This is a genomic window from Streptomyces sp. NBC_01478 (assembly GCF_036227225.1).
Taxonomy (GTDB): Bacteria; Actinomycetota; Actinomycetes; order Streptomycetales; family Streptomycetaceae; genus Streptomyces.
In genome coordinates this window covers 5,103,230-5,125,955 of the sequence record NZ_CP109444.1, presented here as the reverse complement: position 1 = coordinate 5,125,955, position 22,726 = coordinate 5,103,230, and the positions used below count along the sequence as shown (strand labels likewise).

Genomic DNA, 22,726 nt, shown 5'->3' with positions numbered 1-22,726 from the left:
GGTTCCGGCCGCCGTTCAGCGGTCGGTTTCTTGGTGCCTGGCGAACAGGGCGAGGGCGGCCAGGGACGGGGCGTCCTTGAAGCGGCCCTCCGCGACCAGCCGCCACACCTCCTCCGTGGGGAACCAGCGGCTTCTCAGCCCGGCCTCCTCCGGTTCCGGGTCCGGTTCGCCCTGGGTGAGACCGGTCGCCAGGACGACGTGGAAGCCCTGGTCGCTGTAGCCGTAGGCGGCGAAGAGGTGCCCGATGCGGGTCGTCACGGCGGCGGTCAGCCCGGTCTCCTCGGCCAGTTCGGCGCGGGCGAGTTCGAGCGGGTCGATGTCCGGGCGGTCCTCCCAGGAGCCCTGCGGGAACTCCCAGTAGCGGCCCTTGACCGGGTAGCGGTACTGCTCGACCAGGTGGAATCCGCCGGCGGCGTACGGCAGGACCACCGCGAAGTCGGGCTTGTGGACGACGCCGTACAGCCCCGTCGTGCCGTCCGGGCGCAGGGTCGTGTCCTCCCGGACGGTCATCCAGCGGTTCCGGTACACCACCGTCGAGGAGGTGGCCGTGATCTCCGGGACGGTGACCGGGAGTTCGTGCCAGGAGGAGCGGCCGTCGCGGGCCGTGACGAGCAGCGCCAGGGCGGGGGCGTAGGGGGCCTGTCCGGTGAACGTGCCCCCGTTCGCGGTGAGTTGGAGCACGTGGGGCTCGGGTCCGGCGGGCACGACCTCGACGCGGGCGAGGTCCTCGCCGCGCCATTCGATCCGTACGGTGTCGCCGGTGCGGTGGGCGTGGCCGCGGCCCGCGGGGAAGGGGCGTCGCGCGGCGTCCGCGTCGATCACCTCGCGCACCACGGGGGTCGCGTCCGCCGGCCGGGTCCCCTCGGCGCAGGCGGCGAACACGGCCAGGAACCGCTCGGCGGCGGCCTTCCAGGTGAAGCTCCGGCCGGCGGCCACCGCGTTCGCGCGCAGCGCCTCGATCCGTGCGGGGTCCGTGCGCCACAGCTCCAGCAACCGCAGCAGACCCGAGCGCACCGCCTCCGTCAGTTCCTCGTCGTCCACCCGGAAGGAGCGGGGCAGCGCCAGTCCGGTGGCACCCGGCGCGTCCAGGTCCGCGCTCTGCCCGAAGTGCCGCATGCCCTGCTGGGCGGTGGCGAGGGGGACACAGCCCGCGGCCATCGCCTCGCCCATCGCCATCAGGAAGGTGTCCATCTCGAACTTGGACGGGAAGACGCAGAAGTCGGCCGCGGTCGCCCAGTCCTGGATCTCCGATGTGTCCATCGGATCCGTACGGACCCGTACGCGGTCGGGGTGCTCGCGGGCCAGGGCCTCGAGGTCCTCGTCCCCGGGCGGCGTGGGGGACAGACAGTGCAGCAGGACGTTCACCCGGTGCCCCTCGTCGAGCAACCGCCGTACGCCGCGGAACAGTTCCTTCTGGCCCTTGTGCTGCACCGAGTAGCGGGCGTTGTGGAAGACGGTGGGCAGGTCGGGGTCCAGCGCCAGGGTGTCCAGGGTGCGTTTGCGGCGCTCCTCGGAGCGCCGTACGTCGAGCCACTCGTCGCCGATGGCGCAGCCGCCGACGGTCATCAGGCCGGTGCGCGCCCGCAGTTCACGGCGCACCGTCAGGTGCCGGAACAACTGCTCGAAGGGGGTGCCGGCCTGGGAGAGCATGTGCGCGAGCTGGCCGTCGGACAGGAAGTCCAGCGCGGCGACCGAACGGGAGACCAGGGCCAGTACCGGAACGTAGTCGTGCCCGGGACGCGTCGGGGAGTCCCGGTGGAGCAGCGTGCGCGGCAGGTAGGCGCGCATCGCCCGCTCCAGGAAGCCGTCGAGCGGCGGATCCGCGAGGCCGTCCGCCACCGACACGTCGGCGCCCTCGTGGGCGAGCACGGACCGCACCCCGGGGCCGTACACCTTCGTGTCGACCGCCAGGTTCGTCTGCACCGTGGACACCACGTGCAGGCCGCGGCCGGCCAGCAGGGCGGGCAGCAGGTGGTGGTGGACGGGCTCGTGCAGATGCACCACGGTGCCCGCCGCGACCTGCTCCCTGACGTACCGGGCGGCCACGACCTGGAAGACCAGGGGCTTGAGATAGGCCAGGTCGTGGCCCTTCAGCCGGGGCGGCGGATAGAAGGAGTCCGGGTGGGTGTCGAGCACGCCGCCGCTGAGCAGCACGATGTCGATGCCGTCCACGGTCATGCGGTGGGCGCGCGCGGACACCGGCAGGCGCACGGTCTCCGGATGGCCGGGCCACTCGGCGGGGTCCAGGCGCACCGGGATCTCGTCGTCCGTCCGCCAGTCCAGGTCGACGACCTCGTAGTGCTCGCGCAGCAGCGGCAGCAGACCGTGGGCGGGCGTGACCGCGCCGACCCGGTGGCCCGCGTCCCGGAACTGCCGGGCCAGGTTCCACAGATAGACGGAGGTGCCCGCTTTGACGAGCCGGTCGTCGAATCCGCTGAACTCGAAGTGACATTCGATGATGTGCAACTGTCCGCCTCAGGTCGGTCCTTGTACGGGCGCTGCCCGTCCGGGGGTGCGGGGGCCGGTCCGGTTCAGCCGCCGCCGGACACCAGGCCCGGGCGGTCGGCGCGGTCGGCGGGCGCGGCACGGGGCGCGGGTCGCAGGGCCGGGGCCCCGAGCGCGACCAGGAAGACCAGGAGCGCCGGAATGCCCAGCGCCACCGGCAGGCCCACGACGGTGCTGACGCCGCCGATGACGATCGGGCCGACGAGGAAGCCGACGTAGCCGAGGCTGACCACGAGGGACAGCGCGGCGCCCGCGCGGGCCGGGTCGCGCTGTCCGGCCGCCGAGTAGACCTGGGGGGCGATGCAGGACATGCCCGCCCCCAGGCAGGCGAAGCCGACGACCGCGGCCCAGGGCCGGTCGATCAGGAGGGCCGCCGTCATGCCGACGGAGGCGAGCACACCGCACGCCCGCACCAGCGCCACCGGCCCGAAGCGGGCCGTGAGCCGGTCGCCCAGCAGCCGTCCCGCGGTCATCGCGACCGAGAACGCGGCGAACGCGACCGCCGCGAACCCGGGGGAGCTGCCGAGGTCCTCGTGCAGATAGACGGCGCTCCAGTCGGCCGCGGTGCCCTCGCCGACCAGCGCGCACATCGCCAGCGTGCCCAGGAGCCACAGCTCCGGCGAACGGATGACACCGCGGCCCGACGGCTCGGCGGCGGGCGTGTCCGCGTGCGGTGCGGCGGCGGGCGGCGCGGTGGGCAGCGCCCAGACGGCCGCCCATACGGCGAGCAGGACCACGGCGGCGCCCACCGAGAGGAACGTCGTGCCGGCGCCGAGGCCCTGACGGGCCGACAGGCCGCCGGCCGCGGCGCCCAGGAAGCCGCCGATGCTGTAGACGGCGTGGAACGACGACATGATCGGCCGGCCCCAGGCGCGCTGGACCTCCAGGGCGTTGGCGTTCATCGCGATGTTGAGGGTCCCGTGGACCAGGCCGAACAGGAACAGCGCCAGGATCAGCGCGGCCAGGTCCGGTACGTAGGCGGGCGGGACCAGCAGGAGTCCTTCCAGCAGCGCCATGGGCACCATGACGCGGGTGCTGCCGTAGCGGTCGGCCAGCCGGCCGAGCACCGTCATTCCGGTGATCGCGCCCAGGGCGAAGGCCAGCAGGGCGAGGCTCAACAGGCCGTCGCTCAGGTCCAGACGGCTCTTCACGCCGGGGATACGGCTGGTCCAGGCACCCAGGGCGGTGCCGAACAGGAGGAAGAGGAGGGAGGTGGCGGTGCGGGCCCGGCGCAGGGTGGTCGGGTCGGTCACGAGGTCCATGGCGGTGGTCTCCAGGGCGCGGGTGTCAGGCGGCCGTGGCCGGCTCGGCGGGGGCGGCGGGGGCGACGGGCCTGCGCAGCACGAAGGCCGTGAACGGCAGGGTCAGGGTCAGCAGGGCGACCAGCGCGAAGGAGACGGGCAGCGAGGTGGCGTCGGAGACGAAGCCCATCACGGCGGGGGCGAGCAGGTTGGAGGTGTAGGTGACGGTCGCGATCCCGGCGATGGTGCGGCTCTTGTCCGCGGCCGCCGCCCCCGCCGCCGCGAAGGTCAGCGGCAGGACGACCGCCACTCCGACGCCCAGCAGGACGAAGCCGCAGATCGCGGGTGCCGGGGTGCGGGCGACGACGACCAGAAGCGTGCCGGCCGTGGCGACGACCCCGCTGAGGCGCACCGTGTTCACCACGCCGATCCGCCGCACCACGTGGTCGCCGAGCAGCCGGGTGACCGCCAGGGCGCAGGCGAACCCGGTGTAGCTGGCGGCCGCGATGCCGTCCGAGGTGTGGGCGACGGAACTCAGGTACAGGGCGCTCCAGTTGCCGCTCGCTCCCTCGGCGAAGACGGCGCAGAAGCCGACCGCGCCGATGACCAGCGCGGAGCGCGGCGGCAGCGCGAAGCGGGGCGGTTTCTGCTGCCCGGGCCGCGGCCGGATGTCGAGGGCGCCCTGGACGGCGTACAGCCCGACGGCGGCGAGGACGGCGGACGCGGCCGCGAAGTGGATGCGGGCGTCCACGTGGGCGGCCGCGGCGAGGGCCCCGGCGCCCGAGGCGATCAGGCCGCCGACGCCCCACATGCCGTGCATCCCGGCCATGACCGAGCGGCCCATCTCCTGTTCCAGCTCGACGCCGGCGGCGTTCATCACCACGTCCGCCATGCCCGCCGCCGCCCCGAACACCAGCAGTCCGGCGAAGAGCAGGACCACGTCGGGTGCCAGCGCGGGCAGCAGCAGCGAGGCGCACCAGGCGGTGAGCAGGACGCGCAGGGACGTGCGTCCGCCGAAGCGGTGGACCAGCCTGCTGGCCAGGGGCATGGCCAGCAGGGAGCCGACGGCCGGGGCGAGCAGGGCGATGCCGAGCGAGCCGTCGCTGATCCTCAGATGGGAGACGATCCACGGAATCCGGGTGGCGAAGGTGCCGGCGACGGCGCCGTGGACGGCGAAGACGGTCGCGGTGCGTAACCGCGTCCGCTGTAACCCTACGGCGGGCTGTGGGGCCCGGTCGGTCGTCGCTTCCATGAGCGTTCTCCTCGGTCGGGTGAGGTGAGCTGACGGCGCTTATCTTTCAGGAAGGGACCCTGAAAGATAAGACCGCCTCAGATCTTTTCCGGGCCGCGCACTTCGCCGCCCAGCCGCTTGGCCTCGGCCAGGACGTGATCGCCCCACCGGCCCCACAGCCCGCCCGCGAGCCGGGAGGTGACGACCACGACGTCGAAGTGCCGGTCGGGCCAGGGGGTGCGCATCCCGCACACCTGGAGCGAGCCGTCGATCGTGGCGGGCCCGGTGTCCACGGCCCGCCCCAGGGCCCCGGCGTCGAAGTCGCACAGTGTGAACCGCGCGTTGGCCGACGCCCACTCGGCGGGCAGCCGGCCGCCGCAGCCGAACACCGCGACCCGCACCGGATCACCGGGGCGGTCCATCAAGTCCCGGGTGTGCTCCAGGAGTTCGTCGGCCGCGTCCTGCTCCGCGGCGGCGGCGGTCCAGGCCAGCAGATCGTCCCATTCGACTTCGAGGGGAACGACGAGGCCGCGGGAGGACACCGCCCAGTACAGCTCGGTCTGCACCCCGGGGTGCCGGTCGAGGAACCGCTGGCAGTTGCGCATGATGCTGACGGCGGCCTCGTCGTGCGCCCGCTCGTGCGGCAGCTCGATGCCCCAGCCCGCCCGGGAGGCGGTCATGGCGGTGCCGTCCGCGTGCAGCCGGTAGCCCAGCTCGATGTCCTCCACGCCCCAGTCCGTGAAGCCCTCGTCGAAGCCGCCGACCGCCCGGAAGTCCGCCGTACGGAGGGAGAAGTTGAGCGTCCACAGGAACACCCACGGCATGGCCATGCGGCCGGGGTCGAAGCCGACGCGTTCGTAGTCGGGCAGCCGCATGTCCTGGAAGGCCGGCACCTCGCCGAACCGCCGCACCACCTCCTCGGGCGGCAGGGTGTCGACGAGCCCTTCCATCTCCCGGAAGGGCTGCGCCGGGTTGTAGCCGTAGCAGTAGCCGAGCACCGCGTGCCGGCGGCCGTCCGCGTGCGCCTCCAGGTGGGCCCGCGCCCAGCCCGGGCCCACGATCACGCCCGTGTCGAGGAAGGCCAGCACCTCGGCGGTCGCCAGCCGGGCCCCACCGTTGCGGGCGGCCGCCACCCGGAAGCCGAGGTCCTCCTGGAAGTAGTAGCGCAGCCGCAGCCGGTCGGCGTAGGAGCGGACCAGTTCGGCGGTGCCGTCCGAGGAACCGTCGTCGGCGACGACCACCTCGATCTCCGACGCCGGCAGATCCTGCCGGGCCAGTGACCCCAGGGTCCGGTCCAGCAGGGCGAGCCGGTTGTACGTGGGGATGACCACGGACAGCCGTGGGGCGGGGACGGCTTCTTCACGCATGGTGATCTCTGCCCTTCTGAGAGCTGACTGGCTGAGAGCTGACTGGTCGGGTCGTGGGGGCCTTCGGGCGGCCGTCACCGGGCGGCGCGCACCAGCGCCGCCCCGCCGTCGACGTTGATGGCCTGGCCCGTCACATGCCGGGCGTCGTCCGAGCAGAGGAAGGCGACCGAGGCCGCGATGTCCGTGGCCGTCTGCTCCCGGCCGGTGTGCGGCGGCGCCTCGCGCAGCGGGACCCGGTCGGCCACCACGCGCTCGAACTCGGCGCGGTCGACCGCCGCCCACTGCCGGCTCCACACGAAGCCGGGGCGCACCAGATTGACCCTGACCGCGCGCGGTGCGAGCAGGACGGCGAGGGACGAACTCCAGTGCTCCAGGGCGGCTTTGGCGGCACCGTAGGCCGGCGAGACCGCCCAGGGCATCGCGGCGGCGATGGAACTGACGTTGCACACCGCCGAGCCCGGGCCGAGCCGGTCGGCCACGGCGCGCGTCAGCCGGTAGGCGGCCGAGACATTGAGATCGATGATGTCGTCCCAGACCTCCGGCGGCGGCCAGGCGACATCGGTCACCGGCGCGACGGGCGGCCGCCGCTCACCGCCGAGCACGTTCACCAGGACCGACAACCGTGCGGGAAGTCCCGCGACCAGCGCGGCCAGCCGACGGGTGTCCCGCAGGTCGCACTCCCGGAACTCGGCCCCCTCGGGCAGCGGTTCCTCGGGCTTGCGCGCGTCGACGACGACGAGCCGCCCGACGACACGCCTCGCCAGCAGTTCCTCGACCACGGCCCGGCCGATGCCGCCGGAGCCCGCGGTCACCAGACCGACGGCGGACGGATCCGTACTCATGACGCCTCCTTCGGACGGGTGACGGGGGCGCGGCCCAGCAGGACGATGCGCTGGGCGCGGACCCGGGGCGCGAGGTCCCCGACGCTGTCGACGACCCGGTCCAGCTCTTCCTCCGGGCCGAGCGCCGGACCCCGTATCCCCACGACGGCCATGCCGGCGGCGCGCGCGGCGGTGACCCCCGGCCGCGCGTCCTCCACGACCACGCAGTCCGCGGCCCGGGCCCCGAGCGCGGCGGCCGCCGTCAGATAGCCGTCCGGCGCGGGCTTGCCGCTGCTGACGTCGTCGGCGGTGACCAGCACGTCCGGCACCGGAAGCCCGACACCGCGCAGCCGGGACGTGGCCAGGGCCCTGGTGCCCGAGGTGACCACCGCCCAGGCCACCCCCGCGAGGGCGGCGAGCACGGCCTCGGCGCCCGTGCACCGGGTGAGGCCGTCGGCGTCGGCCGCTTGTACGGCCTCCAGCCGCGAGGCCTCCGCCGGCGCGTCCAGGTGGGGCGCGAGGGCGGCGACGACGTCCTTCGACCGCTTGCCGTGACAGGCGGCCAGCACCCGCTCCGGTGCCAGGCCCTGGCGGCGGGCCCACTCGGTCCAGGAGCGCTCCACCACCGTTCCCGACGCGACCAGGACACCGTCCAGGTCGAACAGCACGGCGCGGCAGACCAGTTCCGTCCCGTCTGTCGTGTCCGTCGTGTCCGTCATGACGTCTCGGACCAGGACGCGCGCGGACCGAACCGGCGGTGCGGGGTCCCGTCCTCGTAGGGGAGCCTGTCGGGCAGGCTGATCAGCTCCATCTGCATCCCCCACGGGGTGAGGAAGTACAGCCAGCGGTCTCCCGCGATCGGCCCGCTCGTCACCGTCCGGGGCCCGTCCCCGAGGAGCCGCACGCCGGGCCGGCGGCGCAGGTACTCCGTCGCCGCGTCGATGTCCCGTACGTAGAAGGCGAGATGGTGACCGCCGACGTCACTGTTCCTGGGCCCGGTCGGGTTCTGGTCCGGCGCCGCGTACTGGAACAGTTCGAGGTTGGTGACCGGCCCGAGGCGGAGCATCGCGATGTCCGCCGTGGCCCGCGGGTGCACGTCGAGCGCCTCGCGCATCCAGTCGTCGTCCGCGCGGACGGTGTCCTCCCGGTAGAGCAGGTCGGCACCGAGGACGTCGACGAAGAACCGCACGGCCTCCTCCAGGTCCGGCACGGTGTACGCGATGTGGTCGACGTTGGTCGCGGTCGGGATGCCCCGCGCCGGCGCGGGCAGTTCCGGAGCCCGCGGGGGGAGCCGGCGCGCCACCGCGTCCGGCACACAGGTCACCACGACGACCTCGGTGGTGGTGTCGGCCACCAGCCGCCCGGCCGCACCGGCCGGGAGCAGCACGGCCCGGCCGCCCCGGACCGGACGGCCGGCGGCGCCGTCGCCCGGGTGGAACACGGCGTCACCGCGCACCACGTACCAGAGGGCCTCGGTACCCGCCCGCGGGTCCGCGTCCAGCTCGGACCCCTTGTCCAGGGCCACGTGGTCGATCGACTCGCACTCGCTGAACAACATGCCCCGGCGGGCGAGACAACGCCAGCTCCTGCGGTGGCCGTCGGGGTCCCGCACGGTCGAGGCGGCGGTGCTGTCCGTGACGATCACAGGCCCGTCCCCGTCCCGTGCGGCGACGGTATGACGAAGCTCGCGCAGACGGCCTTGAACCCTCCGCCGGACCCGGTGATCGTCAGGTCCTCGCCGCCGGACGTGGTCACCGCCATGCCCTCGCGCAGGGCGACGTCGCCGGACGGGCCGCTCGCCGTCGCGGTGCCCTCCAGCACGAACACGGTGTGCTCGAAGCCCTGCCCCGGCAGGTGCTCCCGCGCGCCCGGCGCCGGTTCCAGCAGCCGGATCCGGCGCAGCGGGCCCTGGAGCGTCGGCCGGGGGTCCACGTCGCGCAGTTCGCCGAGGTCGACGATCACCGCTTCGCCGTCGGGCAGGGGTGCCATGGGCGCGTCCTTCCGGGGGGTGCCGGCGAGGGCCAGCGTGCGGGGGGCGGGGACTTCGAGGGTCAGCCAACTCAGCGGTGACGGACCGGTGTTGCGCAGACCGTGGGTGGCGCCCAGGCCGGTCACGACGAGCTGTCCGGCCCGCACCGGGTGGGGCACGCCGTTGAGGAGCGCCTCCCCGCGGCCGGTCAGCAGGACGTAGATCTCCTCGGTACGGGTGTGCAGGTGCTCGCCGCTGAGTCCGCCAGGGGGGACACAGGCCCACTCGACGGCCTCGTAGGGCCCGCGCAGCCCGCGCCCGCCCGCGAGCGACCGCCACTGGGTCACCCCGGCCGCGCCGTGCACACCGTGCACGTCCGAGGGCGAACTCAGGTCGGACACCTGGAGTTCAGCGCGCATCGAGCCCTCCGGCGGCCAGGACGGCGACGGCCCGCTCGATCTCGTCCACCGTCACGTCGTTGACGAACCGGGCCGAGCCGATGCCCACCGGCAGCGGCAGCCGCTGCAGCCCGTCCCGGTGCCGGACGGTGTCCTCCAGAGCATCGGCCAGACTGCCCACCTCGCACACCGGGTGATGCTGCGGCAGCTTCAGCCCGCGCATGACGGCCCCGATACGGCGCTGCTCCGTCTCGTCGACCAGTCCGCGCCGGTGCGCGATCGCGGTGGTCAGCGCCATGTCGATCCCGACGGCCTCGCCGTGCAGCAGGTCCGGCAGGGCCCGCATCTCGATGGTGGGGCTGAAGGTGTGCCCGTAGTCGACCAGGCGCTGCAGGTCGCTCTCCCACAGGTTGGGCTGGAGCTCCTCGAGCATGCCGTGGACGGCGCGTTCCAGAACCTCCTGCCCTACGTCCCCCTCGGCGCTCCCGGGCTGCATCCTGGCCGCCACCAGCGCGCCGCCGTGCCGCTCCAGCAGGCCGAACAGCCGCTCGTCCTTCACCAGCGCGATCTTCAGGATCTCGGCCAGGCCGTTGCTGATGTGCCGTTCGTCGAGCGTGGCCAGGAACGACTTGTCCAACAGCGCGAGCGCCGGGGCGAAGTAGCTGCCGAGCCGGTTCTTGTGGCTGCCGAAGTTGACGCCGGTCTTCACGCCCACGCCGGCGTCGACGATGCCGATGAGCGTCGTGGGGATGCGGACGTACGGGGTGCTGCGCCGGTACAGACTGGCGGCGAAGCCGACGATGTCGAGCAGGACACCGCCGCCGATGGCGATGATCGGGTCGTGCCGTCGGGAGATCCCGAACGCGTCGAGTTCGTGGACCACGTGCGAGACGCTGTCCATCGTCTTGTTGCGCTCCTCGGCGGGGAGCGTGCATAAGTACGGGTCCAGGTCGTGGGCCTTGAGATAGGCGCGCAACTGGTCGCCGTAGTGTCGCTCGACCTGCTTGTCGAGGACGATGAACCGCCGCTCGTCGGTGAGTTCGGTGGTGCCGGCGCGGGCGAGGTCGGGGCGGGCGGGATCGAGGAGTCCGTCGACCATACGGACCTCGTAACTGACCGGATTGGCCGCCTGCACCAGCCAGTTGGGCCGGTGGTCGTCATTCCTGACGAGGCCGGACACCAGGAGTTCGTCCGGATCGGGGAGAGAACGGGGCGTTGACTGCACGACACTTTCCATTTCGCTGTGACCTCATCGGGTACGGAGGGAAAGGAATTGGTGCGGCTCTCCGGGTACTGCGCTCGGCGCAGCGCTCTGTTCTTCGCTCTGTTCTTCGCCTGTTCTGTATTTCGTTCTACGCTCGGTAATGGTCACGCATTCCTGGTGGCCCAGGTCTGCTGGAGTACGTCGACGTAGAGCGAGCAGTACTCCAGGAATTCCCGGTAGATGAGGAAGTCCTTCGTGCAGCGGCGGTGTGCCGCGGTGCCGATCCTCGCGCGCAGACCGGGGTCCGAGAGCAGTCGGAGAACGGCGCGGCCGAAAGCGGAAAGGTCATGGGGGTCCGGTACCAGCGTGCCCTCGAACCCGTCGCGGATCTGGTGCGGAATTCCTCCGACGGCGCTGGCGACGATGGCCCTGCTCTTCCACATCGCCTCGGTGACGGTGAGACCGAACCCCTCCTGGAGGCTTTTCTGTACGACGACGTCCGCGCGCCGTTGCAGCGCGTTGACGGAGTCGGCGTTGGCCGCGGCGTCCCGCAGGGACAGGGTGACCAGGTGGACGCGTCCTCGTACCCGGGCGTCGAGCGGTTCCCGGGCGCGGTGCAGTTCGCCGAGGATCTGGGCGCCCTCGGGGTCGTCGGGGATGTCGGACGGCTCCGGACCGGCGAGCACGAGATGGGTGTCGGGCCGGGCCGGCGCGATGTGGTCGGTGAAGGCCCGCAGCACGCCGGCCATGTCCTTGAGGGGGTCCCAGCGGGAGACCTGGAGGATCAGCGGGGCGTCCGCCGGGAGCGGGCGGTCCTGCACGATGCGGGCCGTGCGGGCGGCGGGGGAGCGGGCGGGGCGGCGGTCTCCTGCTTCTAGCCCGATGGTGCGTAACTGCTGGTGAACCGCCATGTCCGTCATCGGACGGTTCTTGCGGGTGGCCGGGTCGATCGAGGGGCGCAGGATGACCACCCGCCCCTCCTCGCGTGTCAGGGCCGGCGGGGCGTACCCCTCGGCCGAGAACACGCAGCGCGCGGGTGCCTGGAGGTAGGGGTCGAGAAAGGACCAGGTGTCGCGGACCACCTCGGAGGGTGTGTCGGTGCCGATGTGACAGCGCCAGACGACGTGCAGCCCGGCGGCCGCGAGGTGCGGGGCCAGTCCGAGGGTCTGCGGGTCGTGCAGGACGCAGAGGTCGCCCGGCGCCACCCGGTCCAGCACCGCGTGCGCCTGCCGGAGCGTGGTGTCCTCGTAGAGATCCCGGTCGGCCGGGCCCAGCTCGCCGAACGGGTCGGGAGTGCCGTGCAGCCGGTGGTGGAGCCGTTTCGTCACCGCGAAGAACGGCGCCTCACCGGTGAGCACGAGCCAGCGCGCCCGCAGTCCCGAATCATTGTGCAGGCCGACGGTTTTTTCCAGTAAATCAGCAACACCACCGCCGACGGCGGTGGTGTTGATATGCCAGACGGTCAGCCGGGCTAAGGCCTGCGCCATGCGGGCAGGAATGGACACCCCACGGGACATATCGGCGACAGAATTCGTGGTGACCTCGCTGACGAGAGACCTCATGGCACCCCCATTTAGTTCTTGAAAATCAAGATCCGCGATGAGTCTATGGAGCGCTCTCTTGATCGGTCAAGTGATGGTTTTCAACCATGGGCTCTGCGGGTTTCCGGACAAATGATCACGCCCTGAACTGTGCAGTTCGACGTATCGAACATGGCTACACTTGTTGAGGGGTTGAAACAAGCCAGAACAGCCGGAGATCGGTGATCGACTTTTCATCCATGAAATGAACTGTTCACACGCACCGAGAATTGGAGTGTGAAGTTCGTGGGTGGGTTTGTTTTGGGTCAATGAACTCACTGTAAAGAACGGGTGGTCCGCGGGACGCGTTCGCGGAGCAGGGGGTGTGCCGCCCGGTCCTGTCGTCCGCGTGGTGAGCGGAATATGGCTCAGGACCACCGCTTTCGCGTTCAGCGGGACTGCCGGCTGCGGGTCCGACGCCCGTGGCGCACGGCCGGCCGCTCCATTTGTTCGGCGAAGGTCACCCGCCCGCCGCGCATGCGCCCGCTCGCCGACCGCACCGACGGCGGGACAGCGCCCGTATCGCGCGTATCGGCCGCGCCGCCGGAGCCCCGCGGCCCGGGCAGGACGCGGCACCAGTGCCGGCTCACGGGTTCCGGCCACGATGCGCACCGTCTGCGGCGACTCCCCGCACATGGCGAGTGTCACCGGTGTGGGGGAGTTCGATCGCCGGGTCTTCCACGGGCTGCGGTCTGTCCAACGCCTGGGACCGTACGGGCCGGCCGGGCTCACCGATGCGCGGTGCGGGTGTCGCGCAGAGGCGTCGGGGCCGGTCTCGTGCGCGGAACCGGTCGTCGGCGCGGACATGGTCCGCCTCGCCTCCACGTGCCCGATCCCCGGCTCTCCGGCGCGGACTCCCGGTCGGCTTCGGCGGACGCCACGGCGTGACGTACTGCCCGTGGATGTCCGCCCGTTACCAGGTCACGGGCAGTTCTACCGGGCCGTAGACGTTCATGCGGTGCCGGAAGGCCAGCTCGTCGAGGGACTTGGTGATCGTCAGGCCGGGCAGTTCGCGGACGAGGCCGGTCAGGGCCGACTGGAGTTCCACGCGGGCCAGGGGGAGGCCAAGGCACTGGTGGACGCCGAAGCCGAAGGCCAGGTGCCGGCGTGGTGGGTGCCGGACGTCCAACCGGTCCGGGGCGTCGAAGACCCGCGGGTCACGGTTGGCGGACGCGAGCTGGATCAGGACGCCTTCGCCGGCCCGGACGGTGACACCGCCGATCTCCAGGTCCTCCGTCGCCACGCGGGGCAGGCCCGTGTGGATGATGGTCTGGTGGCGCAGCAGTTCCTCCACGGCCCCCGGGACCAGACCGGGGTCCTCGCACAGCGCCGCCCACTGGTCCGGGGTCTCCAGCAGGTTCAGCACACCGATGCCGATCATGTTGGCGGTGGTCTCGTGGCCGGCGACCAGGAGCACGGCGGCCATGCCGACGACCTCGTCGTGGGTGAGATGCCCCGGTGCCTCCTGCTCCGCCACCAGCCGGCTGAGCAGGTCGTCGTCCGGCCGGGCGGCCTTGTGCACGGCCAGCCGGTCGAAGTAGTCGCGCAGTTCCGCACGGGCGGCGAGGACCTGGTCGACCCCCGCCGTCTGGTCGAGCATCAGCCGGCTCTGCTCCTGGAAGAAGTCGTGGTCCTGGTACGGCACGCCCAGCAGTCGGCAGATCACCAGGGACGGCAGCGGCAGCGCGAAGGAGCCGACCAGGTCGGCCGACGAGCCGGACCGCGTCATGTCGTCGAGCAGCGACGCCACCAGGGCGTCGACCTCGGGGCGTATCCGCTCCATGCGTTTGACGATGAACTCCGGTATGAGCATGCGACGTTGCCTGGTGTGCTCGGGCGGGTCCATGCGCAGGAACCCCACCGGCAGATCCTGGTTCTGCTGGAGCTTCTGGACCGGGGAGATGAAGGGGAACCCGGGGCGGTGCAGATCCGCGCTCAGCCTGGGGTCGCGGAGCGCCTGCCGCGAGTCGTCGTAGCGCGTCACCAGCCAGGGGCGGCTGCCGTCCCAGAGCGTGACCCTGGCGACGGGGCGTTCCTCACGCAACTCCCCGACCCGCGGGGGCAGGTCCAGCGGACACCCGGTGCGGACGGTGGGATACGCCGGCGCGGTGTCGGAGTCGGCGGACGGGACGATACCGGTTTCAGCCATGGGAAGGGTCCTCCAGACCCGCTGAACGTTGTGGGGGGACGGGCGGGCGGCTCGACGGAAGTGCGGGCTGTGCGGGGTTCGTCGGGTCCGCTCAGGTCTGCCAGGCGAAGGAGTCGAGCCGGCGCCGGCCCGCGGCGTCGATCACGGCCGCCGTGGCGGCGACGTCGTCGCGCAGGTCCTCCGGTACCCGGAGATAGCTGATCCGCCTCTCCGGCGCGCAGCCACGGAACGCCTTGGCCTCGTAGGACTCCGGCCCGTAGACGACGCGGTGCGCGTTCTCCCGGGCGGCGATGCGGATCAGGCCGTAGTAGCAGAGGTTGAAGTAGGTGAAGGCCTTTCGCTCCTCGGGGCCGACGCCGATCATCTTCGGGTGGAACTCCCGGTTCGCCTCGTAGCAGACGACGAAGCCGACCAGGACGTCCCCGCGCCAGGCCTCCAGCACTCTGCCCCGGCCGGTGGGGTTGCGCTGGATCGCGCTGATCAGGGCGCGCGATCCCTTGACGTGGACGTCATGGCCGTAGCGCCGGAGGTGCTCGGCGTGCAGGTGTGCGTGCCGGTCGTCCAGGTCGTCGACCGTGGTCTCGCGCAGGATCGCGCCCGACTCCTCGAAGCCCCGTATCTCCCGGCGGATCCGGGTCGGTCTCGGGCTGCGCAGACCGTCCAGGTAGCCGTCGAAGTCCGGCCAGGAGACGGGCAGGACGCAGTCGCCGACGGAGACGTACGGCACGTACCCCCGGCCCTCCAGTGCGCCGCGCAGGACGGTGTCCCGTTCCGGCACGTGCATCACGGCGGCGGTCTCCAGACCTTGCCCGGTGCACAGGTGCTCCAGTTCGTCCGCCAGTTCTCCGATCACTCCGTCGTCCGCGCCCGGGGCCCTGAGCAGACCCGGGAGGTACCCGCTGGGCAGGACGGACACCAGCGCCGGGGAGAGCCGGGCGGCGGCCTTCTCCAGTCGGACGGCGTGATCGGAGAGCCGCCGCTGTTCCTCCGGGGTGAGGAACGGCCGCAGGGCCGGGTCCGGGTGGACCAACTGCGCGACGGGGTTGTTGTAGAACCAGCTCTTCTCGGTCATGTGGTAGACGACGAGCCCGCCTCGCGGGGCGGGCTCGCCGTCGAGAACCGAGTAGTGGCGGTCGCCCTCGCGACTCTCCGCCGTACGCAGCCAGTTGGGCAGCGAGTAGAGACTCTCCGCGAGCAGGGACCAGCGTCCCGCCACCACGTCCATGTCCTGTGCCCGCAGGATCGGTGTCTCCACGCGGAAGTCCTCCTTCGTCCGGTCCGGCAGACGGTCAGCCGGCTGTCGGGGCCTGTTCCACGGCGTGCTTCTCGGCGTACTTCTCGACATAGTCGAGCGCTTCCTTGCCCGTGTCGGCGAAGTACATGAGCCGGGGCAGTGGTATCGGCAGGAAACCCTCGGCGTCCATGCGCTCCAACTGGATCTTGAGTCCGTCGTAGAAGCCCGCGGTGTTCACCACGGCGAGGGGCTTGTCGGACAGCTCGTGTTTCCTCAGTTCCAGGATGTCGGTGGTCTCGTCCAGGGTCCCGGTGCCGCCGACCAGCATGATGACGGCGTCCGCCTTGTCCAGCAGGAGCGCCTTGCGTTCCCCCAGGTCCTTGGTGATCACCATCTCGTCGCAGCCGGGTCGTACGACATGTGTCAGGAACTCCACGGAGACGCCGCACAGCCGTCCGCCCGCGGCCTGGACGCCGTCCGCGAGCACCTTCATCAGGCCGACGTCGGAGCCACCCCACACCAGGGTGTGGCCGGAGCTGCCGAGCTGTTCGGCGAATTCACGGGTCGGCTCGACATAGCGCTCGTCGAGATCGGCGGCGGAGAGGAATACGCAGATGTTCACCGTGCCTCCTGGGCGGGTGGGTGTGTTCTCTGGTCGGCGCGCGGGGCGCTCACGACGCCGTGGCGGTGCGTTTGGAGATCCAGTCCCGGGCTGCCAGCAGCGGCTCCCGCCGCATGGTCCAGCGCATCCGGTCGGCGAAAGTCATCTCGCCGAGGGTGAGTCCGGTGTCCTTCACTTCGAACACCGGTGTCCAGCCGCCGAGTCCGCCCCGGCTGTCGACCAGTCTCCCTTCGGTGTGCCCCTCCCACACCGCGCGCTCGCCGTCGAACACGACGCCCACCGCGCTGGTGGCGATCGCCGTGGCGGGCCCGTCGGCGGGGAAGGCATCCTTGAGTCCCTGGGCGCCCAGCCCGTCCACGAACCACTTGACCAGCGCTCCGGGCAGGCCGTTCCAGGCCTCCACGGCGAGTCCCGTGTCCTCGACGAGGACCGGTACGGGCAGCCGCAGGGCCGCGACCTGTTCGAGCTTGTGCTCCACCACCCGCCGTACGTCCACCGACTGCACTTCCAGCAGATCGACGCGCACCACGTCGACCTCGGGGAAGACGCTGCGGACCTCTTCGAGCTTGATGGAGTTCTGACTGGCGAGAAGTACTTTGTTCACGAGGCCATGAGCCCTCTCTCGGCGATGCAGTCCCGGGGAAACGGCGGTAAGTCGTACCAATTCACCGGATTGTCTTCGGGGTTGAGCGGGAGGACGAACTTGTGCGCTTCGAGTTCCGTGCTCGGGTACGGCTGTCCGGCCTCTTCGAAACGCGACCTTATGTTCCCGCGGATCTTCGTGGCCCTGCTTCCGAGCCGTGTGTGGAAGGAACTGTTCGGCTGCATCAGGACGAACACGCTGTCACTCACTCCGTAGGTGTATCGGCTGTGCTCCTTCCCGTAGACGGGTGAGAAGACAGGCGCGAAGTAGTCGACGCCGGCGAAGGACAGCCGCCAGCGCGCGGCCAGGATGTCGCGCCGTGCCGGTACGCGCGGGTCGACGGGGTCGTGGACGAGCAGGACCTCGACGAGCGTGCGCACCAGCCGCGCCAGCCGATTGATGTCGTCGCCGACCGCCGACCGGGGAAACCGGTAGACGAACGCGTCCAGTTCCTCCGTCCGCGTGTCCTCGGTGAAGCACGTGAAGGCGGGGACGGAGGCCTCCAGGTTGGCGCGCAGCGAGCGGCCCTCGTCGTAGGCGGGAGCACCGCGCATGCGCGCCTTGACCGCGAAGGGGCACAGCGTCCCGGCCACGATCGGAGCCACCGACTCCAAGATTTCGTCGTCCTGTTCGGCACGCGGCACGGCCCGCCGCCCCTAGGCCGACGGGGCACGCACCGCGAGCGCATGCCCCCACTGGTGGTAGTGGTCGACCGGGTACTCGACGTGGGCGCGGTCGAGCGTCGGCTCCATGACGCGGTTGTACTGGACGTCCCACTGCGGACGCTGCTTGAGGTACTCGGCCCACCAGGGGGCTTCGGGACAGTTCGGGCGGCCCTTGTACTTCTCCTCGTAGGGCAGCATGTAGTCGAGGTAGAACAGGCCTCCCGGACGCACCAGATCACCCACCGCGTCCACCATCTGCGTCAGGCTGTGCTCCATGTTGTTGGAGTACTGGAGGGCGCCGCTGGTGAAGACGCCGTCGAAGGTCCGGCCGGGCGCCGATTCCATGAAGTCGCCGTGCACGATCTCCACGAGTTCCTCGAGGTCCTCGTCCTTGACCCGCGACCGGAGCCCCGGCATGTGGACCTCGCCCGAGGTGTCCTGCTTCATGCCTCCGAAGAGGGCGATCTCGTCGATGTCGATCGCCCACACCTTGAACCCGCGACGAGCGGCGGGAAGGACGAACTTGCCGTCCGCGCAGCCGACGACGGCCAGGGTCGGTGGATTGCCCTCGGCCTCCTCCCCGAGGCGCTTGAGAAAGCGGTAGAAGCGTGAAGGCGGCGTTCCCCAGAGGCTGCTGGTCTTCATCGTTGTTCTTCCTCTCCTGGTTCGGTTGCTCGTCCTGTCGGCTGGAAGCCCTTGGACCGGCTAGAAGCCCTTGAAAAGGTGCGATGTGGCGATGAGGACGGTCGGCTCTCCCTCCGTCAGTCGCCCCCGTGCGCGCAGTGTGTCCAGGGCCGCGAAGACCGTGGCGCTGCTGCGCTCCCAGACGTGTCCTCGACGGCACAGCCGCGAGAACCACTCGTCGGCGACCGCGTCGGACACCACCACCGCGGAGCCCTTGGAGCGGGTGACGGCCCGATGCGCCTGTACGGTCGTGCCGTCGCCGGCGATGGAGGACAGCCGCCCGAAGTCCCCGGGGAACCTGTCGGTGAGGGAGGCTCCGTCGAGCACCGCGGAGAGCCGGGGATACGGCTCGACGAGGTGCAGTCGCGGGACCGGCAGGCCCCGCTGTTCGGCGACTTCCGCGAAGCCGCGGTGGACACCCCAGGCGAGATCCCCCCGGCTGGAGGGCAGGATCACGTGCCGCACCGGCTCGGGCGCCCGGTCCGCGATCTCCCAGGAGATCCGCTTGTAGCCCTCGATGCCGAAGCAACTGCTCCCGACGACCGGGTGCGTGATGTTGGAGACGGCCAGGGTGTCCGGCGCCGCGGCCAGTTCCTCCACCAGGGCGACGCGCTCCCGGTCCGTGGCGAAGGTCCGCACCTCCGCGCCGAAACCGGTCAGGTAGCTCCGCACCCGGTCGGGAAGCGAGTCGAAGCCGGCCACCGTGCAGCGCAGGCCCGCGGCCGCGGCGTAGGCGGCCATGGAGAGACCGGCGTTGCCCGAGGAGCCGATGACCACGCCGCGGTATCCGCAGGCACGGGCGTGTGCCGTGGCGAACGCCGAGAAGCGGTCCTTGTGCGAGCCGGTCGGGTTCGCCGCCTCGTTCTTGACCCACACGTTCGGCTGACCGTCCACCGGCAGCATCGGTGTCTCCCCCTGGCCCAGGGCGGGCACCTCCAGGTAGGGGTACCGCTGGTCCGCGGGGGCGGCGTCCGCGTACACGCAGAAGAGGTTGGAGTTCCGTCCGCGGGCCGCGCACGAGGGGCAGCCCCGCGGACGGTCCGCGACCGGGTGCCGCTCGTCGCACTGGATGCAGCGCAGTCCTTCCAGGTACGGGGACCGCGTGGGGTGGTGGGGAGGGGTCGTCATGTGGTCCCCCATATCAGTCCGCCGCCCTGCTCGTACTCCTCGCCGGGCAGGCACCACACCGACTCGGGACCCGACTTCTCGTAGAGGTCGAGCGCGTCGGCGAGCGGGGCGCCGAGGCGGGTGTGCCCCTCGGTGCGACCGAGCCCCTCCAGCAGGTAGGTGGGTGTGTCCGCGGGGCGTTGTGCGAGGTAGGTGTCCCTGAGCAGGGTGAAGCGGCGGCGGGAGATCCCGGCGGCGGGCTCGGCGGTGGGGAAGAGCTCGGGGTGCTGCTCGCCGTTGTGGCGGAGCATGTAGACGACCGTGCCCAGGCCGGACAGCGCGGCCCCGCGGATCTGGCGGGCGATCCGTTCCTCGCTGTGGCTGTACAGGCACAGCGACAGCACGGTGACCCCGCCGTTGAAGGGGGCGCCGAGTTCGGCGGAGACGTACTGCCAGGCGGACAGACCCGGCAGGACGCGTACGTCCGCCAGGGCCGGGTCACCGGTCCGGTTGAGGTGGTGCAGTGCGGGACCGGCCATGCCGAGCAGCCCCGGGTCGCCGCCCGAGACGATGACGACCTTCGCGCCGGCGGCGGAGCGTTCGGCGGCGACCCTGGTGCGGACGGCGAACACGTCCTCGTCGGGCGTCGCCCGCTCCAGGACGTCGAAGCACTCGGCGTCCGGCCGGGCGAGATGCCTGACGCTGCTCAGGAAGACCTCGTGCCCGATCAGCACGTCGGCTTCGGCGAGCGCGGCGGCCGTGGCCGTGGTGACGTCGGCGCCGTAGCCGATCCCGAGGACGGTGACAGTCATCGCGGTGCATCTCCCTTGGTGCTCGGATCCGGTGAACGGCCCGCTTGCCGGGTGGGCCGGGATCGGCCGGTCCGGGGTGCGGCGGGCAGGAGGGGGCCGAGGGCGAGGACGGCGGCCATCAGCATCGGGGCCAGGGCCCAGTAGCCGTTCCAGACGTCCGGGGACGAGTGCGCGCCACCGATCAGTGAGGCGCCCAGCAGGGCCCCGGCCAGGCCTCCGCACGCGTCACCGACCCCGGACAGGCCGTAGATGGTGGTGGCGTCGTCCGCTCCCAGGGCTCTGACGCGGTCGTCGATCCACAGGCTCACGCCCACCTCCGCCACGCTGAAGACGCCGACCGCCACCAGCCACACGGGCCACAGGGACCCGGGAGCCGACAACAGGACGAAACTGGCGGCGAAGAGGGCGAACCCCGTCACGAAGACGGTGCGGACGCCGCCGCCCGCGACGGCCTTCATCACGGGCGGCTGCACCACGATGACCAGCAGCGCGTTGATCAGGAACAGGGCGCCGGCGAGCCAGGTCGAGGGCCCGCGCGAGACGAGGAGGGGGAACGTGCTCTCCAACTGGACGACGGCGACGCCCAGCAGAGTGGTCGCCGCGGTCACCAGGACGACGGGCCGCCGGAGGGCCAAGGCCGCAGCGTTGCGCCAGTACGCCGGGGCCGGCCCGTCGCCGTCCTGGCGTATCGGCAGACGCAGCAGCAGGACGTTGAGGGCGCCGAAGGCCGCGGCGGCGAGCAGGAACAGCCCCTGCGGCCCCTGCACGAACACCAGCATCCCGACGAGCGGGCCCAGCGCGACGCCCGTGTTGGCGCACATGTTGCGCGCGGCGATGGCCTTGAGCTGGTGCTCCTCGTCCACCACCCGCAGCAGGTACGCCTTGGCCACGGGGAAGAACACGCCGGCCCCGGTGCCGATGAGCAGCACCGCGCAGGTGATCTGTGCGAGGGAGTCGCCGAGCAGCAGCACATAGCCGGCCACCCGCAGCAGGTTGCCCAGCACCATCACGCGGCGCATGCCCCACCGGTGGGCGAGCGCTCCGGCGGCCAGGCCGGAGACCCGCGTGCCCCAGTAGGTGAGCCCCAGCAGCAGGCCGACGGTCGCCGAGGAGAGGCCGGCGGTGTCGCGCAGATAGATGCCGAGGTACGGCACGACCAGGAAGACCCCGACGCTGGAGACGAACGCGGCGACGAGCAGGACCCGCACGGGTCCACCGCACCAGGGCGGCAACGACAGGCCCGACGAGCGTCTCATCGTGGTCCGGACGGTCCGGGCCCGGCGACCCTCAGGTGCCGGGCGGCGGCGTGGGCCCGGTGCAGCGCGATCTCGGGCGACGGCCCCCGGGCGGTGAGAAAGCCGTAGCAGGCCCGCTGGTCGGCCACGCTCTCGATCAGGGAGGCGGAGTCCTTGAGCGGATGCCACTCGATGTCGCCGGGGAACCTCGCGAGGTCCTCGGCGCCGGAGACCTCGCCGAGCTTCCCGGTCTGCGAGGCGTACTTCAGCACCTGGGCGAAGCCGCCGGTCACGGGTTCCCGCGCGACGGCCGCCAGGTGCCGGGAGTCGAGGTGTGGCTCCGTCGCCTGGAGCAGGAGCAGCTCGAACGGGTCGACGCCGCCGGCCTCGAGGATCCCCTCGCCGATCCTGCCGCCGCCCAACCGCGGGTTGACCTCGACCAGTTGGGGTCCGTCCGCCGTGTCCACGAATTCGACGTGGGAGAAACCGGTGCCGCGGCCGACGCCGGCCAGCACCCGGGAGACCCAGTCCGCGATGTCCGCCTCCCAGCGGCTGCCCCTGCCGATCGGGAACGTCAGGTCCAACTCGCGGAACTGCGGCAGCTCCGAGACGGTACGGCTGTTGATGCCGAGGAGTGCCGTGCCGGACTCCGTGGTGCAGGTCTCGGCGCTGTAGAGGGGGCCGCAGGCGTAGGGCTCCACGGTGATGCGCTCGGCGGGGACGCCCTGCCCGCGCAGTTCCTCGATCGCGTCGGCGACGGACTCGCTCCGGTCCGCGAGCCGGACGTGCTTGCTGCCCGTGCCCTCCGCGTCCTTGACGATGTGCAGCGCGGGTGCGGCGGGCAGGCGTCCGGCGGCGGCGAGGGCCGCCCAGTCGGAACCCCGTACGGGGCTGCCGGTGCTCAGTCCCGCCTCGGCGACGCGGGTGCGCACCCACACCTTGTCGCGCAGCCGGTCCACGTTGCGCAGCACGTTGGGGAAGCCGCGTTCCTCGGCCAGTGTCTCCGCCGTCCGCGCCCAGGTGTCCGTGTTGGAGATCAGGCCGGACACGTCGCCCAGGGCGTCGAGCGCGGTGCGCACCGCGTCGATGTCGAAGGTGTCGGCGTCCACGACCCGCAGGTGGTCGTTGCCGGCGAGCTGCCGGCTGTAGTAGCCGCGGTCGAACGTCAGCAGGACGAGCTCGGTCCCGTGCCGCCGGGCCGCTTCGGTGAGCCGGTCCAGTCCGTAGGCCAGCGCCTCCAGCATGACGACCTTGGCCAC

The 22,726-nt window shown here is 71.7% G+C and carries 20 protein-coding genes; all 20 read right to left on the bottom strand.

The window, feature by feature from the left end; all coding sequences use genetic code 11:
• Positions 1 to 15: 15 nt before the first annotated feature.
• Positions 16 to 2,466 (bottom strand): glycosyltransferase, encoded by a 2,451-nt coding sequence (locus OG223_RS22920; protein WP_329251678.1) that lies wholly within the window; start codon positions 2,464 to 2,466, stop codon positions 16 to 18.
• Positions 2,467 to 2,531: 65 nt separating this feature from the next.
• On the bottom strand, positions 2,532 to 3,767 hold the full coding sequence (locus OG223_RS22915) for an MFS transporter (RefSeq protein WP_329251675.1): 1,236 nt from the start codon (positions 3,765 to 3,767) through the stop codon (positions 2,532 to 2,534).
• Between the two features lie 25 nt (positions 3,768 to 3,792).
• Complete coding sequence (locus OG223_RS22910; protein WP_329251672.1) at positions 3,793 to 4,998, bottom strand: MFS transporter; 1,206 nt, start codon at positions 4,996 to 4,998, stop codon at positions 3,793 to 3,795.
• A gap of 77 nt (positions 4,999 to 5,075) precedes the next feature.
• Positions 5,076 to 6,344, bottom strand: coding sequence for a glycosyltransferase (locus OG223_RS22905; protein ID WP_329251669.1), 1,269 nt, complete (start codon positions 6,342 to 6,344; stop codon positions 5,076 to 5,078).
• A gap of 74 nt (positions 6,345 to 6,418) precedes the next feature.
• On the bottom strand, positions 6,419 to 7,186 hold the full coding sequence (locus OG223_RS22900; RefSeq protein WP_329251666.1) for an SDR family NAD(P)-dependent oxidoreductase: 768 nt from the start codon (positions 7,184 to 7,186) through the stop codon (positions 6,419 to 6,421).
• Positions 7,183 to 7,884, bottom strand: a complete 702-nt coding sequence (locus tag OG223_RS22895) for an HAD-IA family hydrolase (RefSeq protein ID WP_329251664.1) — start codon at positions 7,882 to 7,884, stop codon at positions 7,183 to 7,185. The genes OG223_RS22900 and OG223_RS22895 overlap by 4 nt, the downstream gene beginning before the upstream one ends.
• Positions 7,881 to 8,810 (bottom strand): VOC family protein, encoded by a 930-nt coding sequence (locus tag OG223_RS22890; protein ID WP_329251661.1) that lies wholly within the window; start codon positions 8,808 to 8,810, stop codon positions 7,881 to 7,883. The genes OG223_RS22895 and OG223_RS22890 overlap by 4 nt, the downstream gene beginning before the upstream one ends.
• Positions 8,807 to 9,553 (bottom strand): cupin domain-containing protein, encoded by a 747-nt coding sequence (locus OG223_RS22885; RefSeq protein WP_329251659.1) that lies wholly within the window; start codon positions 9,551 to 9,553, stop codon positions 8,807 to 8,809. The genes OG223_RS22890 and OG223_RS22885 overlap by 4 nt, the downstream gene beginning before the upstream one ends.
• Positions 9,543 to 10,757, bottom strand: a complete 1,215-nt coding sequence (locus OG223_RS22880) for a sedoheptulose 7-phosphate cyclase (protein WP_329251656.1) — start codon at positions 10,755 to 10,757, stop codon at positions 9,543 to 9,545. Before OG223_RS22880 ends, OG223_RS22885 begins: the two co-directional genes overlap by 11 nt.
• 143 nt (positions 10,758 to 10,900) lie before the next feature.
• Positions 10,901 to 12,223, bottom strand: coding sequence for a glycosyltransferase (locus OG223_RS22875; protein WP_329251653.1), 1,323 nt, complete (start codon positions 12,221 to 12,223; stop codon positions 10,901 to 10,903).
• 1,006 nt (positions 12,224 to 13,229) lie between these two features.
• Positions 13,230 to 14,465 carry a cytochrome P450 gene (locus OG223_RS22870; protein ID WP_329251650.1) on the bottom strand — a complete coding sequence of 412 codons (1,236 nt, stop codon included), beginning with the start codon at positions 14,463 to 14,465 and terminating at the stop codon, positions 13,230 to 13,232.
• 91 nt (positions 14,466 to 14,556) lie between these two features.
• Positions 14,557 to 15,720 carry a GNAT family N-acetyltransferase gene (locus OG223_RS22865; protein ID WP_329251648.1) on the bottom strand — a complete coding sequence of 388 codons (1,164 nt, stop codon included), beginning with the start codon at positions 15,718 to 15,720 and terminating at the stop codon, positions 14,557 to 14,559.
• A 34-nt stretch (positions 15,721 to 15,754) separates the two neighbouring features.
• Positions 15,755 to 16,321 carry a TIGR00730 family Rossman fold protein gene (locus OG223_RS22860; protein ID WP_329251645.1) on the bottom strand — a complete coding sequence of 189 codons (567 nt, stop codon included), beginning with the start codon at positions 16,319 to 16,321 and terminating at the stop codon, positions 15,755 to 15,757.
• A 49-nt stretch (positions 16,322 to 16,370) separates the two neighbouring features.
• Positions 16,371 to 16,925, bottom strand: a complete 555-nt coding sequence (locus OG223_RS22855) for a non-canonical purine NTP pyrophosphatase (RefSeq protein ID WP_329251643.1) — start codon at positions 16,923 to 16,925, stop codon at positions 16,371 to 16,373.
• On the bottom strand, positions 16,922 to 17,569 hold the full coding sequence (locus OG223_RS22850; protein WP_329251640.1) for a YqcI/YcgG family protein: 648 nt from the start codon (positions 17,567 to 17,569) through the stop codon (positions 16,922 to 16,924). Before OG223_RS22850 ends, OG223_RS22855 begins: the two co-directional genes overlap by 4 nt.
• Before the next feature lie 51 nt (positions 17,570 to 17,620).
• On the bottom strand, positions 17,621 to 18,274 hold the full coding sequence (locus OG223_RS22845) for a class I SAM-dependent methyltransferase (RefSeq protein ID WP_329251637.1): 654 nt from the start codon (positions 18,272 to 18,274) through the stop codon (positions 17,621 to 17,623).
• A gap of 60 nt (positions 18,275 to 18,334) precedes the next feature.
• Positions 18,335 to 19,441 carry a PLP-dependent lyase/thiolase gene (locus tag OG223_RS22840; RefSeq protein WP_329251635.1) on the bottom strand — a complete coding sequence of 369 codons (1,107 nt, stop codon included), beginning with the start codon at positions 19,439 to 19,441 and terminating at the stop codon, positions 18,335 to 18,337.
• Positions 19,438 to 20,232, bottom strand: a complete 795-nt coding sequence (locus OG223_RS22835) for an SAM-dependent methyltransferase (RefSeq protein ID WP_329251632.1) — start codon at positions 20,230 to 20,232, stop codon at positions 19,438 to 19,440. Before OG223_RS22835 ends, OG223_RS22840 begins: the two co-directional genes overlap by 4 nt.
• The gene (locus OG223_RS22830) at positions 20,229 to 21,488 is read right to left on the bottom strand and encodes an MFS transporter (RefSeq protein ID WP_329251629.1); all 1,260 of its coding nucleotides are present in this window, start codon (positions 21,486 to 21,488) and stop codon (positions 20,229 to 20,231) included. Before OG223_RS22830 ends, OG223_RS22835 begins: the two co-directional genes overlap by 4 nt.
• A complete protein-coding gene (locus OG223_RS22825; RefSeq protein ID WP_329251626.1) occupies positions 21,485 to 22,726 on the bottom strand; it encodes an ATP-grasp domain-containing protein in 1,242 nt (413 codons plus the stop codon). Before OG223_RS22825 ends, OG223_RS22830 begins: the two co-directional genes overlap by 4 nt.

Excerpts from the sequence above, each read along its gene's own strand:
- OG223_RS22895 (WP_329251664.1), bottom strand. The coding sequence starts at position 7,884 with ATGACGGACACGACGGACACGACAGACGGGACGGAACTGGTCTGCCGC.
- OG223_RS22905 (WP_329251669.1), bottom strand. The coding sequence starts at position 6,344 with ATGCGTGAAGAAGCCGTCCCCGCCCCACGGCTGTCCGTGGTCATCCCC.
- OG223_RS22900 (WP_329251666.1), bottom strand. The coding sequence starts at position 7,186 with ATGAGTACGGATCCGTCCGCCGTCGGTCTGGTGACCGCGGGCTCCGGC.
- OG223_RS22870 (WP_329251650.1), bottom strand. The coding sequence starts at position 14,465 with ATGGCTGAAACCGGTATCGTCCCGTCCGCCGACTCCGACACCGCGCCG.
- OG223_RS22910 (WP_329251672.1), bottom strand. The coding sequence starts at position 4,998 with ATGGAAGCGACGACCGACCGGGCCCCACAGCCCGCCGTAGGGTTACAG.
- OG223_RS22915 (WP_329251675.1), bottom strand. The coding sequence starts at position 3,767 with ATGGACCTCGTGACCGACCCGACCACCCTGCGCCGGGCCCGCACCGCC.
- OG223_RS22875 (WP_329251653.1), bottom strand. The coding sequence starts at position 12,223 with ATGGCGCAGGCCTTAGCCCGGCTGACCGTCTGGCATATCAACACCACC.
- OG223_RS22885 (WP_329251659.1), bottom strand. The coding sequence starts at position 9,553 with ATGCGCGCTGAACTCCAGGTGTCCGACCTGAGTTCGCCCTCGGACGTG.
- OG223_RS22840 (WP_329251635.1), bottom strand. The coding sequence starts at position 19,441 with ATGACGACCCCTCCCCACCACCCCACGCGGTCCCCGTACCTGGAAGGA.
- OG223_RS22835 (WP_329251632.1), bottom strand. The coding sequence starts at position 20,232 with ATGACTGTCACCGTCCTCGGGATCGGCTACGGCGCCGACGTCACCACG.
- OG223_RS22845 (WP_329251637.1), bottom strand. The coding sequence starts at position 18,274 with ATGAAGACCAGCAGCCTCTGGGGAACGCCGCCTTCACGCTTCTACCGC.
- OG223_RS22830 (WP_329251629.1), bottom strand. The coding sequence starts at position 21,488 with ATGAGACGCTCGTCGGGCCTGTCGTTGCCGCCCTGGTGCGGTGGACCC.